This window comes from Streptomyces sp. NPDC096132, assembly GCF_044763345.1.
Classification (GTDB): domain Bacteria; phylum Actinomycetota; class Actinomycetes; order Streptomycetales; family Streptomycetaceae; genus Streptomyces.
In genome coordinates this window covers 23,679-37,520 of sequence record NZ_JBIWGA010000018.1, presented here as the reverse complement: position 1 = coordinate 37,520, position 13,842 = coordinate 23,679, and the positions used below count along the sequence as shown (strand labels likewise).

Below are 13,842 nucleotides of genomic sequence, written 5' to 3'. Positions count from 1 at the left end.
GTTCCTCAGATGTCGCCGGGCAAGCCGCTGACCCGCAGGGTGATGTTCAGCCGCCCCGTCAGCCCCAGCGCCGCCGGTCCGGTCCCCGGCCGCACCCGCGGCACCCCGTGGTACGCCAGGCGCGAGGGGCCGCCGAACACGAACAGGTCGCCGCTGCGCAGCTCCACGTCGGTCCAGGGCCGGCCCCGGGTCTCGGTGCCGCCGAAGCGGAACACGCACGTGTCCCCGAGGCTCAGGGACACCACCGGCGCGTCGGACGTCTCGTCGGCGTCCCGGTGCATGCCCATGCGGGCGTCGCCGTCGTAGAAGTTGATCAGCGCGATGTCGTACGCGGCCGGGGTCGCCGCCTCCGGTCCCAGGGCGTCGGTCACCGCCCGCCGCCCCAGCTCGCCCAGCCACGCCGGGAAGGGCTTCACCGGTGTGCCGTCGCCGTCGACGACCGTGCGGGCGTACGCGTACGGGTACCAGTGCCAACCCAGACAGACCTGTCGGGCGGTCATCGTGCCGCCGCCGGGGGTGTGGACCGTGCGCAGGCCCGCCGGGGGCCGGGCCCAGTCGCGGCAGGCTTCCAGGAGCTCGCGCTGTCCGTCCGCGTCGAGCCAGTCGGGCACGTGCACCGCGCCCGGCGCGACCCGGACGCGCTCCCGGGGAAACAGCTCGCCGTCCATGGGCCCATCCTCCCCCACCGCACCGGCACCGGTTCTGAGCTGCGGCTCGGCTAGCCTTGGGGCACCATGAACGACCGTATGACGACGCCGTGGGGCGAGGTCGCCCTGGCCCGCTTCCCCGAGGATCCGCGCGACCGGCTGCGTGCCTGGGACGCCTCCGACGCGTATCTGCTCGACCACCTCGCGGAACAGGACGTTCCGCTGTCCGGCACCGTCGTGGTGCTGGGCGACCGCTGGGGCGCGCTGGCCACGGCGCTCGCGGCACACGGCCCGGTGCAGATCACCGACTCCTGGCTGGGGCAGGAGGCGACCCGGGCGAACCTCGCGCGGGCCGGCGTCGAGACCGGCTCCGTCCGGCTGCTCACCACCCAGGACCCGGTGCCCGAGCGCGTCGACGTGCTCCTGGTCAGGGTGCCGAAGAGCCTCGCGCTGCTGGAGGACCAGTTGCTGCGGCTGGCGCCCGCCGTGCACCCGGGCACGGTCGTGATCGGCACCGGCATGGTGAAGGAGATCCACACCTCCACGCTGAAGCTCTTCGAGCGGATCCTCGGTCCCACCCGGACCTCGCTCGCCCGGCAGAAGGCCCGGCTGATCTTCTGCACCCCGGCCCCGGCCCTGTCCCGCCCCGCCAACCCGTGGCCGTACTCCTACGACCTTCCGGGTGACGTCGGCGCGCTCTCCGGCCGTCCGGTCGTCAACCACGCGGGGGTGTTCTGCGCCGAGCGGCTGGACATCGGCACCCGGTTCTTCCTGAAGCACCTGCCGACGACACACGGCACACGGCGGGTCGTCGACCTGGGCTGCGGCAACGGGATCGTCGGCACGGCGGTGGCGCTGGCCAACCCGGAGGCCGAGGTGCTGTTCACGGACGAGTCGTTCCAGGCGGTGGCCTCGGCGGAGGCGACGTACAAGGCGAACGGGGTGCCGGGGCACGCCGAGTTCCGGGTCGGCGACGGGCTGACCGGCGTCCCGGACGGCAGTGTGGACGTCGTGCTGAACAATCCGCCGTTCCACTCGCACCAGGCGACGACGGACGCGACGGCATGGCGGATGTTCACCGGAGCGCGGCGCGTGCTGCGGCCGGGCGGCGAGCTGTGGGTGGTGGGCAACCGGCATCTGGGCTACCACGTGCGGCTGAAGCGGCTGTTCGGGAACTGCGAGACCGTCGCCGGGGACCCGAAGTTCGTGGTCCTGAGGGCGGTCAGGCGCGGGTGAGCAGGCGGACGATCCGCTCCACCGTCCGCGCCATCGCCTCCCGTCCCACGCTCAGGTAGCGGCGTGAGTCGACCGCCGTGGGGTGGGCGTCCAGGAACTCCCTGATCGCGTCGGTCATGGCCTGGTTGAGGGCGGTGCCGATGTTGACCTTCGCGATCCCGCCGGCGACGGCGGCGGTCAGCTGGCCGTCGGGGACCCCGGACGAGCCGTGCAGGACCAGGGGCACGTCGACGGCCGAGCCGAGCCGTCCGAGCAGGTCGTGGTCGAGGGCTGCGGTGCGGGTGGTCATCGCGTGGACGCTGCCGATGGCGACGGCCAGCGCGTCCACACCGGAGTCGGCGACGAAGGCCCGGGCCTCGCCGGGGTCGGTGCGGGCGCCGGGCGTGTGCGCCCCCTTGCCGCCGATCTCCCCCAACTCGCCCTCGATCCAGAGCCCTTGGGAGTGGGCCCAGTCGACGGCGGCGCGGGTCGCGGCGAGGTTCTCGTCGTAGGGCAACCGGGAGGCGTCGTACATCACCGAGCTGAATCCGGCGTCGGCGGTCTGGCGGAGCAGGGGGTCGCTCTGGACGTGGTCGAGGTGCAACGCGACGGGTACGGCGGCCCGTTCGGCGGCGGTGACGGCGGCGCGGGCGAGCGGCAGCAGCCGTCCGTGGCGGAACCTGACGGCGTTCTCGCTGACCTGGAGGACGACGGGTGCGTCGGCGGACTCGGCGCCGGTGAGGACGGCCTCGACGTGTTCGAGGGTGATGATGTTGAAGGCGGCGACGGCGGTACGGGCCGCGCGGGCGCGGGTGACCAGTTCGGCGGTGGTGGTGAGGGGCACGGCAGCTCCCGGTCGAACGGTCAGAGGATCACGGAGCGGGTGAGGTGGCGGGGCCGGTCCGGGTCGAGCCCCCGGGCGGCGGCGACGGCCACGGCGAGGCGCTGGGCGCGGACCAGTTCGGCGAGGGGGTCCAGCCCGCCGGACACCCACGACGCGCCGGTGGCACGCACCTGTCGGTCCAGTCCCTCGGGCGCCTCACCGATCATCCAGGTGGCGGTGCCGGCGGTGCTGACGCTGATGGGGCCGTGCCGGTACTCCATGGCCGGGTAGGCCTCGGTCCAGGAGAGGGAGGCCTCGCGCATCTTGAGGGCCGCCTCGTTCGCCAGTCCCACGGTCCAGCCGCGCCCCAGGAAGGTGAACTGCCCGCATTCCAGGAGTCCTTCGGGCAGTGGCTCGGCGAGTGCGGTGCGGGCGTCGGTGACGACGGCGTCGGTGTGCAGCCCGAGGTGGGCGCGCAGGAGGGTGAGCGCGGTGGTCGCGAACCTGGTCTGCACGACGGAGCGTTCGTCGGCGTAGTCGAGGACGACGACCTGGTCGGCGGCCCGTACGACCGGGGTGTGCGGGTCGGCGGTGACGGCGGTGGTGCGCCGGCGCCCCTTGAGGCGCGTCAGCAGGTCGAGCACCTCGGTGGTGGTGCCGGAGCGGGTGAGGGCGAGGATCCGGTCGTAGGGACGGTGGTGGGGGAACTCGGAGGCGGCGAAGGCGTCCGTCTCGCCCTGTCCGGCGCCCTCGCGCAGGGCGGCCGCCGCCTGGGCCATGAAGAAGGAGGTGCCGCAGCCGACGATCGCGACCCGCTCCCCCGGCTCCGGCAACTGCCCCTTGTACCGGGCGGCTTCGCTCGCGGCCCGGGTCCAGCACTCGGGCTGGCCGGCCAGCTCGTCCTCGACGTGGGTCATGCCCCACCTCTCCCCGACAATGATGGTTCCTGCAAGATAGAGCTGACTTTCGAGCAACTTCAAGCATGCGAACGGAGACCGGCGATGTCCCGCGACGCCCGTTGGAAGGCCCTGCTGGAACTGTTGGTCGAGCGGGGCCGGCTGGACGTGGAGGACGCGGCGGCGGAGCTGGCGGTGTCGGCCGCGACGATCCGGCGGGACTTCGACCTGCTGGCCGAGCAGCAGATGCTGGTGCGCACCCGGGGCGGGGCGGTGGTGCACGGGGTGTCGTACGAGCTGCCGTTGCGCTACAAGACGGCCCGGCGGGCCTCCGAGAAGCAGCGGATCGCGCAGGCCGTCGCGGATCTGGTGGCGCCGGGCGAGGCGGTCGGGCTGACCGGGGGCACCACGACGACGGAGGTGGCGCGGGCGCTGGCCGTGCGCGGCGACCTGACGTCCGGTTCGCCGGCGCTGACCGTGGTCACCAACGCGCTGAACATCGCCACCGAGCTGGCCGTGCGGCCCCAGTTCAAGATCGTGGTGACGGGCGGGGTGGCCCGGGCGCAGTCGTACGAGCTGGTCGGGCCGCTCGCGGACGGGGTGCTGGGGCAGATCACGCTCGATGTGGCGGTGCTCGGGGTGGTGGGCTTCGACGTGACGGACGGTGCCACCGCGCACGACGAGGCCGAGGCGGCGGTCGACCGGCTGCTGTGCGAGCGCGCCGGGCGGGTCGTGGTGGCCGCCGACTCCAGCAAGCTGGGGCGGCGGGCGTTCGCCCGGATCTGCGCGGTCGGCGCGGTGGACACCCTGGTCACGGACACGGCGGCCGACGCCGGTACGGTCCGGCGGTTCGAGGAGGCGGGGCTGCGGGTCGTCGCCGTGTGACCCGGGCAGTCGTGGATGTCCGTGGCGTGGGCCGGCTCCGAGGGTGCGGGACCGGGCGCCGGAGGAGGACCGGCACCCGAGTGGGGCGGATGCCGGTCCGTTCAAGGGGCGGCGAGTGAACTACTCGCCGGCGTGGGCGAGTTCGATGTCGTGGTCGTCCACGTCACCGCCCGCGAGGCTGATCCCGGTCGCCCTGGGCGGGTAGCCGGTCGCGATGACCGTGTACTGGCCGCCGTCCAGGTCGGAGAAGACGTACGCGCCGTCGCTCCCGGTCGTCGTGGAGGCGACGACGTTCCCGGCGGCGTCCACCAGCGTCACCCGCGCGTCGCCCACCGGAGCGCCCGCGCCGCGTACCGTGCCGCGGACCTGGGCGCCGGGCCGCAGCTCGACGTCGACCCGGGTGAGGCCGGTGGAGCCGATCTCCACGGGCAGCGCCAGCGGCCGGTGCCCGGGCGCGCTGACCGCGACGGTCACCGGTCCCGGCACCAGGTCCGCCACGGTGAACTCGCCCTTGCCGTCGGTCCGCACCCCGGCCGGCACATCCCCGCGCACGTCCGTGACGATGACGACGGCCCCGGCGACCGGCCCTCCGCCGTCGGCGGAGCGCACCACGCCGGCGAGCCCGCTGCTGCCGACGAGCAGCACGTCGTACGTCACCGGGGTCGCCCCCACCACGACGGTCGCCGCCTGCGGCTGGTGGCCGTCGGCGGCGGTGATCAGGACGTACGTCCCCTCCCCCGGCGCCTCGACGGCGTAGGCGCCGTCGGGACCGGTGACCGCGCGGCCCGACTGCCGTCCGCCCGGCGAGATCAGTGTCACCGCGGCTCCGCCCACGGGCGTGCTTTCCGCACCCCGCACCTGCCCGCGCACCGGATGTCCGCCGCCGCCCGGCTCACCGTCGGCGAGTCCCGGCACCGTCGCGACCAGCTCGGCGACCGCACGGGCCAGCGGGACGGCGACGGCGGCTCCCACGGCCCGCGCCTCCGGTCCGGCACCCAGGACCCGCTCGTCCCGTTCGGCACCCGCCGCCTCCCGGTCACCCGCCCCCGTCAGGGCCGACCGCCCGTCCGCTTCCGCCCGCGCCGAGGTGTCCGGCGCACCCTCCGCGGAGACGGAACCGTCGGCCGAGAGGGCACCCCCGGCCGAGTGGGCATCGCCGCCCGTCTTCTGCCGGGGAATGAACGCCGCCACCAGCAGCGCCAGCACCGCCGCCCCGGACCCGACCGCCATGACGACCTTGAACCCGTTCTCGGAGGGCAGCGCGACACCCCCGAAGGTGGTGGTCATCTGCGCCAGGATCACCCCGGCGAGGGCACTCGCGGTCGAGGTGCCGATCGACCGCATGACGGTGTTGAGGCTGTTCGCGGCGGCGGTCTCGGAGGGGGCGACGGCGCCCATGATGAGCGCGGGCATGGCCCCGTAGGCGAAGCCGATGCCGGCGCCGATGACGCAGGAGACCAGGACCAGTTGCCACACGGCGTCCATCAGCACGATGCCCAGCCCGTATCCGGCGGCCACGATCACGGCGCCGAGCATCAGGGTCGTCTTCGGCCCTCGTGTCCTGGACACCAGCGCGGACAGCGGCGCCGTGGCCATCATGACCAGGCCGGTGGGGGCCATGACCAGTCCGGCGTCCAGCAGCGACCTGCCGAGTCCATAGCCCGTCGCCTCAGGCAACTGCAGGAGCTGGGGAAGAACCAGGGACATCGCGAACATCGAGAACCCGAAGGCCGTCGAGGCGAGGTTGGTGACCAGCACCTGACCGCGGGCGGTGGTCCGCAGATCCACGAGGGGTTCACGGACGCGCAGTTCGAACAGGCCCCAGAGGACGAGGACCACGATCGCGGCGGCGAACAGCGCGAGCGTGGTGGCGCTGCTCCAGCCCCAGTCGGCCCCCTTGGAGATGCCCAGCAGCAGGCAGACCAGCCCGGCCGCCATGCCGAGGGCGCCCACGAGGTCGAAGCGGCCACCGCCGCGCACCGCCGACTCGGGCACGGCCGCCGGGACGAGCACGGTGGCGACGACACCCAGCGCGGCGGACGTCCAGAAGAGCACATGCCAGTCGAAGTGGTCCGCGATGAGCGCGGCCGCGGGCAGGCCGAGGGCGCCGCCTACGCCGAGGGAGGCGCTCATCAGCGCGGTGGCCGAGCCGAGCCGCTCGGCGGGCAGTTCGTCGCGCATGATGCTGATGCCGAGCGGAATGACACCGGAGGCGAGACCCTGCAGGGCCCGGCCGACGATCATCGGCGCGAGCGTGTCGCTGAGGGCGGCCGTGACGGATCCGGCGACCAGCGTCACCAGGCTGACCAGCAGCATGCGCCGCTTGCCGTACATGTCGCCGAGCCGCCCCATGACGGGGGTGGCGACGGCGGCGGCGAGCAGGGTGGCGGTGACGGCCCAGGCCGCGTCCGAGGCCGACGCGTCCAGCAGCTTCGGCAGCTCCGGGACGATCGGGATCACCAGCGTCTGCATGAGCGACACCACGATCCCGCCGAAGGCCAGCACCGCGACGACGAGGTTGGCCCGCGGCGCGGCAACCTCCCCCGCTCCTGCGGGTGTTGGGTGCGCGTGGGACATGGTCGGGCCTCCGTGGGGGGATGCGAGCCTGCACGACTGCGCAGCATCGTAGGCCCAGTTGATTGAGTCAACCAACTAGAACTTTTGGTGCCCGGAACGTGAAGATTCCGGGCAGGGGCGCTCCCTGCCCGGAATCACGTGACGACCGCTAGAGCGCGCGCTCCAGACGGTCCGCCACCAGCTTCACGAACCGTCCGGGCTCCTTGGGGCGGCCGCCCTCGGCGAGCACCGCGAGGCCGTGCAGGAGTTCGGCGGTCCCGGCGAGCTCGGTGCGGTCCTCACGCTCCTGGTAGGCCTGGTTCAGGCCCTGCACGAGCGCGTGACCGGGGTTGAGTTCGAGGATCCGCTGCGCCTTCGGCACCTCCTGGCCCATCGCGCGGTACATGTTCTCCAGCGCGGGGGTGAGGTCGCCGGTGTCGGAGACGATGCAGGCCGGGGAGACGGTGAGACGCGAGGAGAGGCGCACCTCCTTGACGTCGTCGGCCAGTTGCTCCTTCATCCAGGCGAGCAGACCGGCGTACTCCTCGCCCTGCTTCTCCCGCTCGCCGTCGGCCTTGTCGTCTGCCTCGCCGCCGAGGTCGACCTCGCCCTTGGCCACGGACCGCAGCCGCTTGCCCTCGAACTCGCCCACCACGTCGACCCAGACCTCGTCGACGGGGTCGGTGAGCAGCAGGACCTCGATGCCCTTGGCGCGGAACGCCTCCATGTGCGGGGAGTTCTCGATGCTCTCGCGGGACTCGCCGGTCAGGTAGTAGATGTCCTCCTGACCCTCCTTCATCCGCTCGGCGTAGGCCTCGAGCGTGGTCAGCTCGTCGTCGGCGTGCGTCGTCGCGAAGGACGCGGCGGCGAGCAGGGTGTCGCGGTTGTCGGGGTCGGTGAGCAGCCCCTCCTTCAGGACGGAGCCGAACTCCCGCCAGAACGTGGCGTACCGCTCCGGGGCGGCCCCCCTCATGTCCTTGACCGTGGCCAGGAGCTTCTTGGTCAGGCGGCGCTGCATCATCCGAATGTGCCGGTCCTGCTGGAGGATCTCCCGGGAGACGTTCAGCGAGAGGTCCGCCGCGTCCACCACGCCCTTGACGAAGCGCAGGTAGGGCGGCAGCAGCGCCTCGCAGTCGTCCATGATGAAGACGCGCTTCACGTACAGCTGCACACCGCGCTTGTAGCCCTGGGTGTAGAGGTCGTGCGGGGCGTGCGAGGGCACGAACAGCAGGGCCTGGTACTCGAAGGTGCCCTCCGCCTGGAGCCGGACGGTCTCCAGCGGCTCGCGCCAGTCGTGGCTGATGTGCTTGTACAGCTCGTGGTACTCGTCGTCGGACACCTCCTCGCGCGAGCGCGCCCACAGCGCCTTCATCGAGTTGAGCGTCTCGGGCTCGGGAGCGGTTTCGTCACCCTCGGCCTTCGCGGGGACCGTCCGGATCGGCCAGGTGATGAAGTCCGAGTACCGCTTGACGATGTCCTTGATCGTCCAGGCGGAGGTGTAGTCGTGGAGCTTGTCCTCGTCGTCCGTCGGCTTCAGGTGCAGGGTGACGGAGGTGCCCTGCGGCGCGTCGTCGACCCGCTCCAGCGTGTACGTGCCCTCGCCGCGCGAGGACCAGCGGGTGCCCTGGCTCTCCCCGGCGCGCCGGGTCACCAGGGTCATCTCGTCCGCCACCATGAAGCCGGAGTAGAAGCCGACGCCGAACTGCCCGATGAGCCCCTCGGCGCTGTCCGCCTCCTGGGCCTCGCGCAGTTCCTCGGCGAACTGGGCCGTTCCGGAGTTGGCGATCGTGCCGATCAGTCGGCCGACCTCCTCGTACGACATTCCGATCCCGTTGTCCCGGACAGTGAGCGTACGGGCCTCGGCGTCGGTGTCGATCTCGATGTGCAGGTCGGAGACGTCGGCGTCGAGCGCGTCGTCCCGCAGCTTGGCGAGGCGCAGCTTGTCCAGCGCGTCGGAGGCGTTGGAGACGAGCTCGCGCAGGAAGACGTCCTTGTTCGAGTAGACCGAGTGGATCATCAACTGGAGCAGCTGACGGGCCTCTACCTGGAACTCAAACGTTTCGGTCGACATGGTTGGGGTGTACCTCACACGTTCCGGGGTCTCCTGGACTGGTGAGGCCACTTTACAAACACCGGGTGGGGCGGGGATCAGCGTTGGCCGAGGTCGTCCGCCCGGGTGACCCGGATCTTCGACTGTCCGTGCGGGAGCGCCTCCCAGTCCTCCATGAAACGCGCCCGCAGACCGTGCTTCTCGGCCAGGGCGACGAGGGTCTCGGTGCGGTAGTAGAAGTCCTCCCGCAGGACGTGGTGTTCCTCGCCCTCGGTGCGGTCGAAGGTGAAGTCGAACCAGCCGCCCGGCGCGAGCACCCGGCCGACGTTGGCCAGGCACTCCTCGATGACGGGCAGCGGCGAGTGGGAGAAGACGCTGTGCGCGTGGACGACGTCGAAGCGGGCGTCGGGCAGGAACCGCAGGGTCAGGTCGCGCACCGGCGTCAGGCACGGCATCCGCTGCTGCAGGCCCATCTCGACGATCGTGTCCTGCGCGGCGACGAGGATGTCGGGCGAGATGTCGACGCCGGTGTAGTGGCCGGGCTCCAGGTGCCGGATGAAGCGCCAGCCGCCGCGCAGGTTGCCGCAGCCGATCTCCAGCATGCGGTGCTCCGGGCGCAGCCCGTGGGTGACCAGGTAGTCGAACTGCAGGGCCCCGAGCGCCAGCCAGCGCTCGCGGTTGCGGCTGCCGACCGCCGCGTCCGGATCGGCGCGGGTGTCGGAGCGCATCACCGCGCGGTAGTAGGAGATGTGGTCGGGGTGGCGGTGGCGCAGCCACAGGTCGCGGGCTGCGCGGGCCAGATGCCGGGGGATCCGGCCGGGGTGGCGCAGCGCGTAACCGACGCGGTGGGCGAACGCGGCACGGTTGGCGGTGAGGTTCTTGGCGGGCACGGTTCCCTGCCTTTCCGAGGTGGCCTGGTTGCTGGTGCCGCGGCAGGCAACGTTTGCCCGTCAAGGAGCGGCGTCGTGGGGGTCCCCCCGCTCGAGCGAAGCCGAGAGTGGGGGAGCGTGCCGGGCGCCGCGACGGGGCAAACGTTGCCTGCCGCGGCACTAGATGCCAGCGTCGGTGCACGGACGGGGTGTCCGCCTCGGTCGACAGTCTGCGCCGCCGGGGCGGTTCGGGCGATCCCCATGTCAGCCGATCGGTTGATGCGATCGGGCCCGCGCCGCGTTAGACACGGAGGATGAGACACACCCGACCGGAGGAACGGCGGCTGGCGGCGGTCGTGCACGTGGCGTTCTTCCTGCTGCTCGGCTCGTCGTTCGTCCGCTTCCTCAGTCGTGACCAGGGCGGGGCGCGCACCGGGTGGGTGGTGGCGCTGTTCGCCGTCTTCTGTCTGCTCTACGTCCTCGGCCCGTTCCTCGCGCCGGCGCCCCCGCCGGGGTCGGCGCCCACCGGCCGGCATCTGGTGTGGCTGGGCTCGGTGTCCGCGGTCTGGGTGGTGCTGCTGGTGCTCGCGCCGAGCGCCACCTGGTGCGCGATGCCGCTGCTGTTCGCGGGGCTGCACGCGCTGCCGCCGCGGCTGTCGGTGCCGCTCGCCGCCGTGCTCACCGCGCTGGTCGTGATCTCGGAGGTGCGGGTGGCCGAGGGCGCGCTCAACCCGAACATGGTCGTGGCGCCGCCGGCCGTCGCCGCGGTCGCCACCGCCGTCCTGGTGCATCTGCAGCGGCAGGGGGCCCGGCAGCGGGTCCTGATCGACGATCTGGTGCGGACCCGCCGGGATCTCGCGGCCACCGAGCGGAGGGCGGGGGTGCTGGCGGAGCGGCAGCGGCTGGCCACGGAGATCCACGACACCCTCGCGCAGGGTCTGTCCAGCCAGCGGATGCTGCTCCAGGCCGCCGAGCGGGTCTGGGCGACGGATCCCGAAGCGGCCCGGGAGCACATCGGGAAGGCGGCCGAGATCACCTCCCGCAGCCTGGCCGAGGCCCGCCGCTTCGTGCACGACCTGGCGCCCGCCGACCTCGACGGGCAGTCCCTGCCGGCGGCGCTCACCGCGCTCGCCGGGCGGGAGAGCGGCCCGGGTCTGACGGTCGGCTTCCGGCTGGACGGGGTGCCCGGTCCGCTTCCGGAGCGGGTGGAGGCGATGCTGCTGCGCATCGCCCAGGGCGCGCTGGCCAACGTGCGCGAGCACGCCGCCGCGACCCGGGCGGCGCTGACCCTGACCTGTCTGGACGACCAGATCTCGCTGGACGTCGCCGACAACGGCCGCGGCTTCGACGTACGCCCGTCCGAGCGAGCCCCGGCGGGGCCGGTGCCGGACCGTACGCGCGGGCACGGACTGCCCGCCATGCGGATCCGGGCCCGGCAGTCCGGCGGCACACTCACCGTGGAGTCCGCCCCGGGCGAGGGCACGGTGGTGTCCGTGGCGGTCCCGCTCGTCCTCGACGCCCCCAAGGAGCCGGTTCCGTGAGTACGCCCGTACGTCTTCTGCTGTGCGACGACCACGCCGTCGTACGGGCCGGTCTGCGCGCGCTGCTGTCGAGCGCCGAGGGCATCGAGGTGGTCGGGGAGGCGGGCGGCGGCGAGGAGGCGCTGGCGCTCGCGGCCCGGCTGCGCCCCGACGTCGTCCTGATGGACCTCCAGCTCGGGGAGGGGATGGACGGGGTGACGGCCATCCGGCGGCTGACCGCCGAGGGCTCGGCGGGATCGCGCGTGCTGGTGCTGACCATGTTCGACACCGACGCCGACATCACCCGAGCGATCGAGGCGGGCGCCACCGGCTACCTCCTCAAGGCCGAACGCCCCGAGGAACTGTTCACCGCGATCCGCAGCGCCGCCTCGGGCCGTACGGCGCTGTCGCCGCCGGTCGCCGACCGGTTGCTGGCCCGGATGCGCAGCCCGGCCCCCACGCTGTCGGAGCGCGAGCACGAGATCCTCGGCCAGCTGGCCCGGGGCCTGGGCAACCGGGAGATCGCCCGGGCGCTGTTCATCAGCGAGGCGACCGTCAAGACCCATCTCGGGCGGATCTACGGGAAGTTGGGGGTGGAGACGCGGGCGGGCGCGGTGGCGGTGGCCAAGGAGCGGCGGCTGCTGCCGTGAGGAGCGAGCAGACAGGCACGGACGCCAACTGTCGACAGAATGGCACTCTAGGGCCGCCACACCCCTTGACCCGTCCATACTGTCGACACTAAGAAGGGAGGGCGAGCCGCGCCGCGTCTCGTACGGACGTCGCGAGAAGGGGGTCCATGTGACCGGCAGGCTCTCCGGGAAAGTCGCTCTCGTCACCGGCGCGGGTGCCGGGATCGGCCAGGGCTGTGCGCTGCTCTTCGCCGAGCAGGGCGCGACCGTCGTCGGCTGTGACATCGACCCGGCCGCGGCCGAACGCACCCGCAAGACCGCCGCCGACCGGGGGCTGACCGTCGAGGTGCTCGCGCCACTGGACATGACCGTCCCCGAGGACGCCCGGCGCTTCGCGGACGAGGCGTACGGGCGGCACGGACGGATCGACGCCCTGGTCACCGCCGGCGCGATCGCCCCGCACATGGCGACGGCCGCCGGGATGGACTTCGCCGCGCAGTGGACGCCGACCCTGCGCGGCGAGGTCGACGTCGTCTTCCTGCCGGTGCAGGCCGTGTGGCCGCACCTGGAGGCCTCGGGCGGCGGCTCGATCGTCAACTTCGCCTCGGTGAACGCCTTCCGGGGCAGCGGGACCTTCGGGATGGTCGCGCACTGCGCGGGCAAGTCGGCGGTGCTGGGCCTGACGCGTCAACTCGCCGTGGAGGGCGGCCCGTCGGCGATCCGCGCGAACACGATCTCGCCGGGCATGGTGCGCACCCCCGCGACGGAGTCCGCCGGGGCCCACGACGGCGCGGCACGCGAGGCGCTGCTGGCCCGGATTCCGCTGGGCCGGGTCGGCACCCCCGAGGACATCGCCTGGTGCGCGGTGTACCTGGCGTCGGACGAGTCGGCGTGGGTGACGGGCGGGAACTTCCCCGTCGACGGCGGAGTGCTGGCCAAGTGAGCCGACCGCGCCGGGCGCCGGGAGGCCGTACGGCGACGGCGGGCGGACCTGCGGCTCCGCCCCGCTCGTCAGGAGGCCGTACGGCGACGGCGGGCCGGCTTGCGCCCCCGGCCCGCCTCCTGCTCCAGTTGCTCCTCCACCGCCCGCTGCGCCCGCACCGTCGCTCCCGCGATCAGTGCGGCGGCCAGTTCCCCGTCGCGCTCCTCGACGGCCTGCAGCAGCCGCTCCTGGTCGTCGACGCTGTAGGCGAGCCGGCCGGCCCGGGTGAGGCTCAGGTGCCGCAGCATCAGGGTGCGCAGGGCGAGCGAGTCCAGGATCTGCTTGAGCGTGGCGTTGCCGACGATCTCGGTCATCCGTTCCTGGAGCGTCACATGGCTCCAGAAGTAGCCGTCCACATCACCGGCGTCCGCCAGCTTCCGCATCCGCTCGACCCGGGTGCGCAGTTCGGCGATCTCCTCGTCGCTCGCCCGCTCCACCAGCAGGGCCGCGAGCATCGACAGCAGGTTCTTGCGCACCTGGTAGATGTCCCGGATGTCCTGTGGGGAGGGGGCGGCGACCCGGGGCCGGCGCCGCGCCTTCATCTCGACCAGGCCCTCCTGCTCGAGGAGCATCAGCGCCTCCCGCACCGGCGTGCGACTGGTGTCGAACCGGCGTGACAGATCGACGCTGTTGAGGTCCTGGCCGGGTTCCAGCCGCCCCTCGATGATGCCCGCGCCGACCCATTCGGCGATCTGCGCGACCAGCGGCTCGCGCCGGTCCCGCAGCCGCAGGAGGCGCTCCAGCACGAGGTGCGTGTCCTGATCGGTCAT

Annotated in this window: 12 protein-coding genes; 5 read left to right on the top strand and 7 right to left on the bottom strand. The window is 72.9% G+C overall.

Annotated elements, in window-relative coordinates:
* Positions 1 to 5 precede the first annotated feature (5 nt).
* On the bottom strand, positions 6 to 668 hold the full coding sequence (locus tag ACIRF9_RS34910) for an alpha-ketoglutarate-dependent dioxygenase AlkB family protein (RefSeq protein ID WP_403830528.1): 663 nt from the start codon (positions 666 to 668) through the stop codon (positions 6 to 8).
* A 78-nt stretch (positions 669 to 746) separates the two neighbouring features.
* Here ACIRF9_RS34910 and ACIRF9_RS34905 point away from each other — a divergent pair, with 78 nt between their 5' ends.
* A complete protein-coding gene (locus tag ACIRF9_RS34905; RefSeq protein ID WP_403830913.1) occupies positions 747 to 1,883 on the top strand; it encodes a methyltransferase in 1,137 nt (378 codons plus the stop codon).
* Here ACIRF9_RS34905 and ACIRF9_RS34900 read toward each other — a convergent pair.
* Both ACIRF9_RS34900 and ACIRF9_RS34895 read right to left on the bottom strand, forming a co-directional pair.
* Positions 1,870 to 2,706 (bottom strand): ketose-bisphosphate aldolase, encoded by an 837-nt coding sequence (locus ACIRF9_RS34900; protein WP_403830526.1) that lies wholly within the window; start codon positions 2,704 to 2,706, stop codon positions 1,870 to 1,872. The genes ACIRF9_RS34905 and ACIRF9_RS34900 overlap by 14 nt on opposite strands.
* 20 nt (positions 2,707 to 2,726) lie before the next feature.
* The gene (locus ACIRF9_RS34895; protein WP_403830524.1) at positions 2,727 to 3,602 is read right to left on the bottom strand and encodes an SIS domain-containing protein; all 876 of its coding nucleotides are present in this window, start codon (positions 3,600 to 3,602) and stop codon (positions 2,727 to 2,729) included.
* A gap of 84 nt (positions 3,603 to 3,686) precedes the next feature.
* Here ACIRF9_RS34895 and ACIRF9_RS34890 point away from each other — a divergent pair, with 84 nt between their 5' ends.
* Positions 3,687 to 4,466, top strand: coding sequence for a DeoR/GlpR family DNA-binding transcription regulator (locus ACIRF9_RS34890; protein WP_403830522.1), 780 nt, complete (start codon positions 3,687 to 3,689; stop codon positions 4,464 to 4,466).
* A 120-nt stretch (positions 4,467 to 4,586) separates the two neighbouring features.
* On the opposite strand, the gene ACIRF9_RS34885 is transcribed toward ACIRF9_RS34890, so the two are convergent.
* The 3 genes from ACIRF9_RS34885 to ACIRF9_RS34875 form a co-directional block, all read right to left on the bottom strand.
* Positions 4,587 to 7,043 (bottom strand): MFS transporter, encoded by a 2,457-nt coding sequence (locus ACIRF9_RS34885; protein WP_403830520.1) that lies wholly within the window; start codon positions 7,041 to 7,043, stop codon positions 4,587 to 4,589.
* A 148-nt stretch (positions 7,044 to 7,191) separates the two neighbouring features.
* Entirely contained in the window at positions 7,192 to 9,093 is a 1,902-nt protein-coding gene (gene htpG / locus ACIRF9_RS34880; protein ID WP_403830517.1) for a molecular chaperone HtpG, read from the bottom strand.
* Positions 9,094 to 9,170: 77 nt separating this feature from the next.
* Positions 9,171 to 9,962, bottom strand: a complete 792-nt coding sequence (locus tag ACIRF9_RS34875) for a class I SAM-dependent methyltransferase (RefSeq protein ID WP_403830514.1) — start codon at positions 9,960 to 9,962, stop codon at positions 9,171 to 9,173.
* 293 nt (positions 9,963 to 10,255) lie between these two features.
* On the opposite strand from ACIRF9_RS34875, the gene ACIRF9_RS34870 reads away from it, so the two are divergent.
* The 3 genes from ACIRF9_RS34870 to ACIRF9_RS34860 all read left to right on the top strand — a co-directional run bounded on the left by ACIRF9_RS34870 (position 10,256) and on the right by ACIRF9_RS34860 (position 13,033).
* A complete protein-coding gene (locus ACIRF9_RS34870; protein WP_403830512.1) occupies positions 10,256 to 11,482 on the top strand; it encodes a sensor histidine kinase in 1,227 nt (408 codons plus the stop codon).
* Entirely contained in the window at positions 11,479 to 12,111 is a 633-nt protein-coding gene (locus ACIRF9_RS34865; RefSeq protein ID WP_403830509.1) for a response regulator, read from the top strand. Before ACIRF9_RS34870 ends, ACIRF9_RS34865 begins: the two co-directional genes overlap by 4 nt.
* A 148-nt stretch (positions 12,112 to 12,259) precedes the next feature.
* Complete coding sequence (locus ACIRF9_RS34860) at positions 12,260 to 13,033, top strand: SDR family NAD(P)-dependent oxidoreductase (RefSeq protein WP_403830507.1); 774 nt, start codon at positions 12,260 to 12,262, stop codon at positions 13,031 to 13,033.
* Positions 13,034 to 13,101: 68 nt separating this feature from the next.
* On the opposite strand, the gene ACIRF9_RS34855 is transcribed toward ACIRF9_RS34860, so the two are convergent.
* Entirely contained in the window at positions 13,102 to 13,842 is a 741-nt protein-coding gene (locus ACIRF9_RS34855; protein ID WP_403830505.1) for a GntR family transcriptional regulator, read from the bottom strand.

What these genes read in the sequence shown, in the direction of transcription:
- ACIRF9_RS34895 (WP_403830524.1), bottom strand. Translation starts at nt 3,602, where the DNA reads ATGACCCACGTCGAGGACGAGCTGGCCGGCCAGCCCGAGTGCTGGACC.
- htpG (WP_403830517.1), bottom strand. Translation starts at nt 9,093, where the DNA reads ATGTCGACCGAAACGTTTGAGTTCCAGGTAGAGGCCCGTCAGCTGCTC.
- ACIRF9_RS34905 (WP_403830913.1), top strand. Translation starts at nt 747, where the DNA reads ATGACGACGCCGTGGGGCGAGGTCGCCCTGGCCCGCTTCCCCGAGGAT.
- ACIRF9_RS34855 (WP_403830505.1), bottom strand. Translation starts at nt 13,842, where the DNA reads ATGACCGATCAGGACACGCACCTCGTGCTGGAGCGCCTCCTGCGGCTG.
- ACIRF9_RS34885 (WP_403830520.1), bottom strand. Translation starts at nt 7,043, where the DNA reads ATGTCCCACGCGCACCCAACACCCGCAGGAGCGGGGGAGGTTGCCGCG.
- ACIRF9_RS34890 (WP_403830522.1), top strand. Translation starts at nt 3,687, where the DNA reads ATGTCCCGCGACGCCCGTTGGAAGGCCCTGCTGGAACTGTTGGTCGAG.
- ACIRF9_RS34870 (WP_403830512.1), top strand. Translation starts at nt 10,256, where the DNA reads ATGAGACACACCCGACCGGAGGAACGGCGGCTGGCGGCGGTCGTGCAC.
- ACIRF9_RS34910 (WP_403830528.1), bottom strand. Translation starts at nt 668, where the DNA reads ATGGACGGCGAGCTGTTTCCCCGGGAGCGCGTCCGGGTCGCGCCGGGC.